We start from the raw sequence: 8,386 nt of genomic DNA on the forward strand, positions 1-8,386 counted from the left end.
ATCCTTCCTCCTGTCAACGCTTTTTTTATCTTTTTTTCGTTTTTTTATCGAAACTGCTACAATATAACAGAAAAAGACACTAATAAAGCTTTTTCAAGGCCTTTATTAGTGTCTTTCATTTAAATAAACAGCTATGCTTTTACTTTTCTCTCATTCATTTCACGCATAACTTTTTTGATTTCAAACACAAATAATGTTACTGTCGTTAGAACCGCAAGGGTATCTGCGATTGGTTCAGCAAGAAAAACTGCAAACACTTTATTCTCTATAAACATTGGTAATATATATATTAACGGTATCAATACAATAATCTTACGAAACATTGCTAAAAAAGCTGAAGTCTTTGCATTTCCTAAAGCGATAAAGGTCTGTTGACATGCAATTTGTGCACCAAACAATAAACAACCACCCATATATACACGCAATGCCCATTGTGTGATTTCTTCTAATGCTGGATCACTTGTGAATATTGCGATAAACAAATCTGGGAATAATTCTGATAATGCCCATAATACAGTGGAATAAGTTAAACAGCATATCAACAATAATTTAAATGCTTTTTTTACACGATCTGCATGATTGGCTCCATAGTTATAACTGATAATCGGCTGTCCACCCTGGGTAAATCCCTGTAATGGCAACATTGCAAACTGCATGACACTGGATAGTATCGTCATTGCTCCTACTGCCGTATCACCGCCATAGCGTAACAAAGATGAATTAAAGCATAATACTAAGATACTTTCTGTTGCCTGCATGATGAATGGAGCAATTCCCAAAGCCATAGATGGAAGCAATACCTGAGCATCTATTTTGAAATTCACTTTTTTCAATCGAATTGTAGTTTTGCTTCCTGATAAAAATTTCAACACCCAGATTGTACTGATTGCCTGAGATATAATGGTTGCCAAAGCTGCACCTTGTACTCCCATATTTAATCCATAAATCAAAATAGGATCTAATATAATATTGGTGATTGCCCCGATAACAACTGTCATCATACTAATTTTTGAAAATCCCTGGGCTGATACAAAGGCGTTCATACCTAATGTCAGCTGCACAAAGATGGTTCCTATTGCATAGATTGTTAAATAATCCATGGCAAAGGGCAATGTATTTTCACTGGCACCAAATAATAACAGTAACGGTTTTTGAAACAACAAGGCTCCAACGGTTAAGATTATTGCAGTCAGCACAAGTGCACTAAAGCAATTTCCTAATATTTTTTCTGCGCCTTTATGATTGTTTTGCCCAAGCAAAATGCTTGCTCTTGGTGCGCCTCCCATACTTACCAATGCCGCAAATGCTGAAATAATCATAATAATCGGAAAACAAACACCGACGCCAGTCAAAGCATTGGCACCTACATCTGCAATATGTCCGATATACATACGATCCACCATATTGTATAATGCATTCACAATTTGTGATGCAATGGCTGGTACTGCTAATGTGAAAAGCAGCCTGCCAATTGGTTCTTTTCCTAAATCTACTTCATTTGACATCTTCATAATCCTTTTTCACCTCTAATGATTTTTTGCATATTGTCTTCGATTTTCTTCACTGTTTCTTCGATACATTTTAAATCCTGTTCATCGATGTCTGCCAAGGCAAGCTTTGTAAAACTATCACGATATTTTTTTATCTCATTAATATATGGAACAGCAGCTTTTGTGATTTTTAAATGTTGTAGTCGATGATCATTTTTATCTTCTTCCATTTTGAGCATTCCTTTTTGTATCAAGGCATCGACACTTCTGGCAATCAGACTTTTTGAAACTGCCAGACAAACAACCAGCTCTTTACTCGTGTTGATGGAGGGATTATTCGATAAAAATATCAGAATATCAATTTCGCTTGGAGAAAAATTATTTGCATTCATAGAAGTATACAGATATTTCCCATATGCTCTTCGTATGGAGGCAAATTGTTTTAACATACTTTCAACATTTGTCATATCATCACCCTTTTATTTAGTTCACAAGTGAACTAATATAGTATATCATATTTCTAAAAGATTGCAAAAAAAAGATTACCTGTATGTACAGATAACCTATTGTATTTCCCATGGGTTTTCTTTGTTTTGTAAAAAGTCAACACAGCTTTCCATAGAATGATACACCATATCGCGATTGCTATCATCTGTTAAAAAAGCCATATGTGGTGACATAATTACATTTGGAAATGCGTTTAGAATAGCCATTTCCCGTTGCTTTAATATTGCTGCTTTTCGATTGTTGTAATAGATTCCTGTTTCACCTTCTACAACATCTAATGCTGCTCCTGCCAGTTTTCCATTTTCTATTGCCTCTATCAACGCTTCATTATCAATAAGTCCACCTCTTGCTGTGTTGATAATAACTGCCCCATCTTTCATTTTATCAATGGTTTCCTTATTGATCATATGATAATTTGTTTCTGTTAATGGAACATGTAAGGTAATGATATCACTTTGTTTTAAAAGTGTATCCAAATCTACATATGTTACATAATCCTTCATTGCTTCCTTTGGGTGAGGTGCATAGGCAAGTATATGACATTCAAATCCGGCAATATGACGAATCAATGTCTGACCGATATTCCCAGTTCCAATCACACCTAATGTTTTATTTTTTAAATTTCTGCCTTGTACACCATCGAAAGAATAATCCTGTACCTCCGCACTTTTCATGATCAGTTTCATTTTCCGTAAGGCCATAAGAATCAACATAATGGTATAATCCGCAACGCTTTCGCTTGCATAAGTAGCATTGCCAATGCGCATACCGATTTTGCGTGCTGCCTGTAAATCGATATGATCATATCCAACTGTTCTTGTGGAAATAAAACGCACACCTAAATCATAGAATTTTTGTATCAATTCTTTAGGCATCGGCGTTGATAATACGCTGATGCAGGGATAATCTTTTGCCAGATGTGCATTTTCCATATTGGGACGTTGTTCACAAGTTGCTATTTCTAATCCAAATTTTTTAATACACGCTTCAAAAAAAGCTATTTCTTCTTTTCTATATCCATATATAAACACTTTCATGTTTTATCGCCTCTTTCTTTTTTGAAATTTTACTTCTTATATTACAAATTCGTCAAGTACATTTCTATTTATATAGAATTTTTAATATGCTTATTATGATTTCTTATAAAAAAACCTCTTGTGCTAGCATAACAAGAGGTTTTTATGATGTTGATTACTCAACATACAATAATAGGATAAAATCCCACCCATCAATTTCATCTTTTATTGCACTTCTATCTTATCAAAATTCATGATATTTTACAATGGATAAAGCACTTTATTATGAAAAATTCAGTTTTCATATGACATTTTTATGATATCAGGATAATTTTCCTATATATTTTGGTATATAATAAGAAAAAAAGCCTTTTTCAAGGCTTCAAGTTCTGCATGGTGCCCGAGGCCGGATACATAAATACATGCAAACAATCGCAAAATATATTAAAAAAGTATAAAAACATAGTATATTTTGTATATATTTTATCCATCAAAAAAAAGTTTTTTGCCAAATTTTTGCCAAAATCAATAAAGAAAGCCACTTAATTTAAATAGCTTTCTTTTATTTGCATAACTACTTCTGTTCCTTATATATTATCTGCATTATTAAAATTTTCTTTAAGATTTCCTTGAAAAATATAATTATTTTTCACTTTTATGACTTTTAAATTAATTTATGCTACTTTATAAGGGTAAAAATGGAGGTGGTCAAAATGGAACCAAATAGTAAAATGGATAATCTGTTAGAACAGTTGAATGATGAATTGATTCAAATGCAGGTCACAGATGATTATTGTGAAACAGATAATGTAAAATGGTTATTCAATCATATTGGAGAGCAATTAGTTATCATGGGTATAACAAAAAAGAGTGAAGCCTAGTCACTCTTTTTAAATGTATTTTCTTTGTATGTATTCTAATTGTTTATCGTATTCAATATTTGTAACACGACCATTCCTGTAGTTCATATCAAGTATACTAGTTTCATAATTGACGAAACGTTCATTTAGATCAATCCATGCTTCACGACAATCATATTTCAAACATATCTCACCAAATGCTTTTCGATGTGCCTTCCATATCTTACAGAAGGTCATATCATCAGACTTGAATGTAGTAGGATTAAAATGAATATGATTGATTTCCATGTAGCGTGCGAATATTCTATAACTTCTTTCTAATGGCATGTACATCACCTCACAAAGTAATAAAGTGCAGTTATTAATAACCACACTTTATCATAAATATATCTCAACGTATATGGTTAAGATATCATTTAAATCCACATGAATGAATTCCATTCATGACATAATCATTATATCACTTGATAAATCGAATGACAATAAATATTTCATTACAATAAAAATAGTGTAATCATCTAATTGCTATTACAACTAAAATAGTGTAATATATAAATGTAAGCGGATAAATCGCAAGGAGGAAATTAAAATGAAAGAATATAAATTTGATGATTATGACGGAAAGAAATACAGTTTTGAAGGATATTATGCAATAATTAGTAATTATGAAAAGATTAATTTTTACAATGACAATGACGAATATTTAGGCAATGTTATTACTGATGATATGGAATCTTGTATCAAAGATTTAGAAAATGGAGCTAATCCAATCGTAGATCAGTGGGAAGATGGTGCTGGTACGACATTAAGAATGGAAGGATGGACAAATGAGTAGTATAGACAACTACATGTTAAACCTTGTGGAACTTTATGACAATTGTTTGACAGATAAAATTCCTTTATATACTGCGCCTGTTTTTTGTTCGGCTAATGTATATATAGACAAAGATAGTAATTTCATTAAAGCCGAAAGATTAGAAGAAACGAAACAACTAAACTTACCTACAACAATATCATCTGAAAACAGAAGTAGGGCTGTAGCTCCTTATCCAATAGTTGATAATATAAGAAATATGAATGGGAAAGGGGAAGAAATGTTCCTAGAGTTATTAAGCAGTTTTATTGATTACTCAGGAAATGAAAAATGTAGAATATTCTATGAATACGTAAAAAAAGAAACCATACTTAACGATATCAAAGATATAAAAACCCACATAAAATTAGATGGTGTTGTACCTATTGTGTACATAGTTGACAATAAAACAGGAGAAACAGAACCTTTATTGGATGATGAACTATACAAACAATATAATAAGTTTTTTGAAGATAAGATTATACCAAAGGAAGCAAAAAAAGATATGTGCTTGCTTTGTGGCAAAGAAACTTATTGTATGCCAGTATCAAAAACTAGAATCTTACCACCAAAACCGATGGCGAGAATATATTCAGGTAAAAGTGAAAAGGACATTGTACAAAATACATTTTTACATTCATTTGTATGTGTTGATGAAGCATTTAAATTGATACACGCAATAAGGTATGTGATTAGACATAATTCTTATATGTGTCATGATGTATATACAGGCGTGTTTTCAGCTAAAGGTTTGCCTCAGAATTTTCTTTTAATTCCTAAAAATATATATGGAGTTATAGATTATGCTAATGCTATCCCACGTGCTGTCGATCATAATAAAAGATTTCCAGATATGATGGAAGAATTTATAAATAAGATGAGAGATATACATAAAGACAATAATATATTTATTCTTCAATTTAGAAGCTGTACTCCCGGAACTGTGGCACTTACTTGTAATTTATGTATGACAAGTGATGACTACTTTGATAAACTTAGTACATGGTATAAATATCAACATATATATATTGATGATTTTTATAGTTTATATAACTTTGGTACTTTAAAATATTACTTGTACGAAAATTTTGAAAATGATGGTGTTATTCGTATATTAGATATGTACATCAATTCATTCTATTCTGAGAAAATATTACCAGAAAAAATCTTTCAACAGCTTTATAAAGCATTATTACAAACAGCAGATATGGATTTTAGATTAAATGCAATAAATTATTTGGCAAATTTAAAAGCAATAAACAACAATTTAGAAAAAGCATATATAAGAAACGATATCAAAAGAAAAAGTAAATTTATCAAAATGAAGCCTTTGTTAGAAGAAATAGGCGTAAATTATTCAAATTATAGTAGTTTCATGTCTGGCGATAATAGAAGGTTATCTATTGAGTTATGCAAGAAAGTACTTGATGCTGTAGAAAACATTCATGATTATGATATTCCTAAACAAGAAACAGTGGAAATTGATGATATAGACAATAAAAAAGAGTGATTTTATTTCTCACTCTTTTTTACTGCACGTTTACGAGCAATTTCTTTTATCAAAATAGATTTTAATCCACTGATATCTAGTATCAGACATCTATATTGTACTCGTATTGTTAAATTAAATCAATAGAAAAAGAGTGTTTTTATTCCACTCTTTCCCCAAAAATTACCTTTTTACATTATAAATTTTAATCCACTGGCAATGTAATACCAGACACCATTATTATACATATTTCATCGAATAAAGTCAATGATATAAAAGAAGTGCGGATATTTAACCACACTTCTTTTCATGATGTTATAACATATCTATGTACAACATACTTTTTAAATCCTCAGAGCATTACCTCTGTCATATATATTCTATTATTTTCGTGACATATTGTCAATACAATAAAAAATGCCCTACCTCTCAAAACGAGAAGTAGGGTTTATTTATGTTATACTTGTTTCCAGTACTTGCTAGAACCATCAGCCTTGCATAAAGCACAATAGCCTTTTCCACCTTTTGCACGATCATACTCTGCCCAGTACCAACCGTCGGCTAAGACAATACGATTGTAGTATAAATTAGGGCTATCAGCATTGTATACAATACCAGTGTCACCTTTCTTCGTACTAGGTGCTGTACGTACTCTAATGCCATTATATAATGGTTTTACTACACCACTAGATTTATATGGACACTTATTTTTATAACAGTTAGGGCGTAATACACCGATAACACCATTCAACGTCATATCAACTTCTGTTGCTTTTTGCACACCTAACTGATTTTGACCTAAAATGATTGCTCTATTATTACCAGTATAACGTCTAAACATGCCAACATGGGATGTAGGTGCCACTTCGCAGTCACCCCAAATAACCCAATCTCCATCTTGCATATTTTTTACAGACACCTCAGTAAAATTAGTTAATGCACCATTCGTTTTACGATTATTCCAAATATCTTTAGCATGTAAAGATGTTGTACAATTTACTACTTTATATCCCGCTTGCTGGCAAAAGTAAGCAAACAGATCCCAACACTGTGCACCATAATAACCATCAACATCTACGCCTTTTCCAACTCTTTCTTTTGCAAATTCACTAGCAGATTTCATATTTAATTTTCCTCACTTTCGTTTTCATCTTCATTTTTTAATTGTTCTAAAGCCGCTTTCAATTTTTTTGGTATTGGTAACCCAAGATTACCAGCATTTTCTAACAAACTTATTCCTTCATTTGCGATATAAAAATAGCATACTAAAGTTCTAAACACCCATGTGCCAGTATTCATCAGGCGATCTAACAGCACCGCTCCGATTAAGATTAAAATAATCAAAAACTTCTTAGACAATCCTTTTAGACCAATCTCGCTAGACAAAGTCTTAGTATTAAAAGCATATACAACACCTGTAATATAATCTAAAGCCATAAATGCAATCAATACGATAATAGCAGTATCCCAACCACCAAATAAATAAGTTAGTCCTGTAGCGATTACTGCTACAGATGAGTTAAAAAATTTATCCATACGTTTCATAACCTCACTCTTTCTTGCCATTCTAGGCATAATAAAAAGGCTGATAACGTTCAGCCTTGGAAACGAGATATTAGGACCACCTCCTACTTAGCTGTATTTTGTGCTTTGATTTCTTCGATTTTGGCAAATACTTTATCTTCAAAAGCTGTTTCTTGCTGTCTGAAGTCTGCCTTGTTTGCCATGTATGATGCCTTGTCCTCGGCTGTAGCACTATAATCAAAACGAATTTCTTCTTTATAGTTGTCTGGTTCCATGCTGTTAATTTTGTATTCTTGTATTCTAATGTTTTTACCTTCTAGTGCAATGTTGTTTGTCATAACGATTTCTGTTGTTTCTGTGTTTGTAATCTTAGCCATTTTAATCACTCTCCTTTACGTAATGGCATGAATAAAGGATGACGATTACGCCATCCTAGATTCTAATTTTATTTCGCCACTTATAATGGCATTCAACTTCTGTTCAGCTTTGATTCTCAGCTGTCTTTCCTCATCAAGCTGTTTTTTAAGCTGTTCAATTTTGTATTCATTTTCTTTTGATTTACGGTCAACTTCTGATATCACTCGTTCATGGCTTTTTAGCATTGCTCCTTGTGTATCTACAGCTTTAATAGTCTTTTGTATCATGTG

General features: G+C 32.0%; 11 protein-coding genes. 3 read left to right on the forward strand and 8 right to left on the reverse strand.

Features of this window, described 5'->3' with window-relative positions:
* Positions 1 to 131 precede the first annotated feature (131 nt).
* From DW114_RS20720 to DW114_RS20730, 3 genes are all read right to left on the reverse strand, one after another.
* Complete coding sequence (locus DW114_RS20720; RefSeq protein WP_117456230.1) at positions 132 to 1,511, reverse strand: MATE family efflux transporter; 1,380 nt, start codon at positions 1,509 to 1,511, stop codon at positions 132 to 134.
* Entirely contained in the window at positions 1,508 to 1,957 is a 450-nt protein-coding gene (locus DW114_RS20725; RefSeq protein ID WP_117456232.1) for a MarR family winged helix-turn-helix transcriptional regulator, read from the reverse strand. The genes DW114_RS20720 and DW114_RS20725 overlap by 4 nt, the downstream gene beginning before the upstream one ends.
* Before the next feature lie 96 nt (positions 1,958 to 2,053).
* Positions 2,054 to 3,034, reverse strand: a complete 981-nt coding sequence (locus DW114_RS20730; protein ID WP_117456234.1) for a D-isomer specific 2-hydroxyacid dehydrogenase family protein — start codon at positions 3,032 to 3,034, stop codon at positions 2,054 to 2,056.
* A 692-nt stretch (positions 3,035 to 3,726) separates the two neighbouring features.
* Between DW114_RS20730 and DW114_RS21395 the strand changes: the two genes are divergently transcribed.
* The gene (locus DW114_RS21395) at positions 3,727 to 3,894 is read left to right on the forward strand and encodes a hypothetical protein (protein ID WP_158552373.1); all 168 of its coding nucleotides are present in this window, start codon (positions 3,727 to 3,729) and stop codon (positions 3,892 to 3,894) included.
* A 9-nt stretch (positions 3,895 to 3,903) separates the two neighbouring features.
* On the opposite strand, the gene DW114_RS20735 is transcribed toward DW114_RS21395, so the two are convergent.
* Positions 3,904 to 4,200 carry a hypothetical protein gene (locus DW114_RS20735; RefSeq protein ID WP_117456236.1) on the reverse strand — a complete coding sequence of 99 codons (297 nt, stop codon included), beginning with the start codon at positions 4,198 to 4,200 and terminating at the stop codon, positions 3,904 to 3,906.
* A 262-nt stretch (positions 4,201 to 4,462) separates the two neighbouring features.
* On the opposite strand from DW114_RS20735, the gene DW114_RS20740 reads away from it, so the two are divergent.
* Both DW114_RS20740 and DW114_RS20745 read left to right on the forward strand, forming a co-directional pair.
* Positions 4,463 to 4,708 carry a hypothetical protein gene (locus tag DW114_RS20740; RefSeq protein ID WP_117456238.1) on the forward strand — a complete coding sequence of 82 codons (246 nt, stop codon included), beginning with the start codon at positions 4,463 to 4,465 and terminating at the stop codon, positions 4,706 to 4,708.
* The gene (locus DW114_RS20745; RefSeq protein WP_117456240.1) at positions 4,701 to 6,236 is read left to right on the forward strand and encodes a type I-C CRISPR-associated protein Cas8c/Csd1; all 1,536 of its coding nucleotides are present in this window, start codon (positions 4,701 to 4,703) and stop codon (positions 6,234 to 6,236) included. Before DW114_RS20740 ends, DW114_RS20745 begins: the two co-directional genes overlap by 8 nt.
* Positions 6,237 to 6,672: 436 nt before the next feature.
* Here DW114_RS20745 and DW114_RS20750 read toward each other — a convergent pair whose 3' ends face one another.
* The 4 genes from DW114_RS20750 to DW114_RS21400 form a co-directional block, all read right to left on the reverse strand.
* Positions 6,673 to 7,338 carry a CHAP domain-containing protein gene (locus tag DW114_RS20750; protein ID WP_117456242.1) on the reverse strand — a complete coding sequence of 222 codons (666 nt, stop codon included), beginning with the start codon at positions 7,336 to 7,338 and terminating at the stop codon, positions 6,673 to 6,675.
* Between the two features lie 2 nt (positions 7,339 to 7,340).
* Entirely contained in the window at positions 7,341 to 7,760 is a 420-nt protein-coding gene (locus tag DW114_RS20755; protein WP_117456244.1) for a phage holin family protein, read from the reverse strand.
* A gap of 83 nt (positions 7,761 to 7,843) precedes the next feature.
* Positions 7,844 to 8,116 carry a hypothetical protein gene (locus DW114_RS20760; protein WP_117456245.1) on the reverse strand — a complete coding sequence of 91 codons (273 nt, stop codon included), beginning with the start codon at positions 8,114 to 8,116 and terminating at the stop codon, positions 7,844 to 7,846.
* A 45-nt stretch (positions 8,117 to 8,161) separates the two neighbouring features.
* Positions 8,162 to 8,386: hypothetical protein (locus DW114_RS21400; RefSeq protein ID WP_158554342.1), on the reverse strand; the 225-nt coding region annotated here is incomplete at its 5' end.

It is taken from the genome of Absiella sp. AM09-50, from assembly GCF_003433845.1.
In the GTDB taxonomy this organism is placed as follows: Bacteria; Bacillota_I; Bacilli_A; order Erysipelotrichales; family Erysipelotrichaceae; genus Hoskinsella; species Hoskinsella hominis.

What these genes read in the sequence shown, in the direction of transcription:
- DW114_RS20755 (WP_117456244.1), bottom strand. Translation starts at nt 7,760, where the DNA reads ATGAAACGTATGGATAAATTTTTTAACTCATCTGTAGCAGTAATCGCT.
- DW114_RS20745 (WP_117456240.1), top strand. Translation starts at nt 4,701, where the DNA reads ATGAGTAGTATAGACAACTACATGTTAAACCTTGTGGAACTTTATGAC.
- DW114_RS20735 (WP_117456236.1), bottom strand. Translation starts at nt 4,200, where the DNA reads ATGCCATTAGAAAGAAGTTATAGAATATTCGCACGCTACATGGAAATC.
- DW114_RS21395 (WP_158552373.1), top strand. Translation starts at nt 3,727, where the DNA reads ATGGAACCAAATAGTAAAATGGATAATCTGTTAGAACAGTTGAATGAT.
- DW114_RS20730 (WP_117456234.1), bottom strand. Translation starts at nt 3,034, where the DNA reads ATGAAAGTGTTTATATATGGATATAGAAAAGAAGAAATAGCTTTTTTT.
- DW114_RS20720 (WP_117456230.1), bottom strand. Translation starts at nt 1,511, where the DNA reads ATGAAGATGTCAAATGAAGTAGATTTAGGAAAAGAACCAATTGGCAGG.
- DW114_RS20750 (WP_117456242.1), bottom strand. Translation starts at nt 7,338, where the DNA reads ATGAAATCTGCTAGTGAATTTGCAAAAGAAAGAGTTGGAAAAGGCGTA.
- DW114_RS20725 (WP_117456232.1), bottom strand. Translation starts at nt 1,957, where the DNA reads ATGACAAATGTTGAAAGTATGTTAAAACAATTTGCCTCCATACGAAGA.
- DW114_RS20740 (WP_117456238.1), top strand. Translation starts at nt 4,463, where the DNA reads ATGAAAGAATATAAATTTGATGATTATGACGGAAAGAAATACAGTTTT.
- DW114_RS20760 (WP_117456245.1), bottom strand. Translation starts at nt 8,116, where the DNA reads ATGGCTAAGATTACAAACACAGAAACAACAGAAATCGTTATGACAAAC.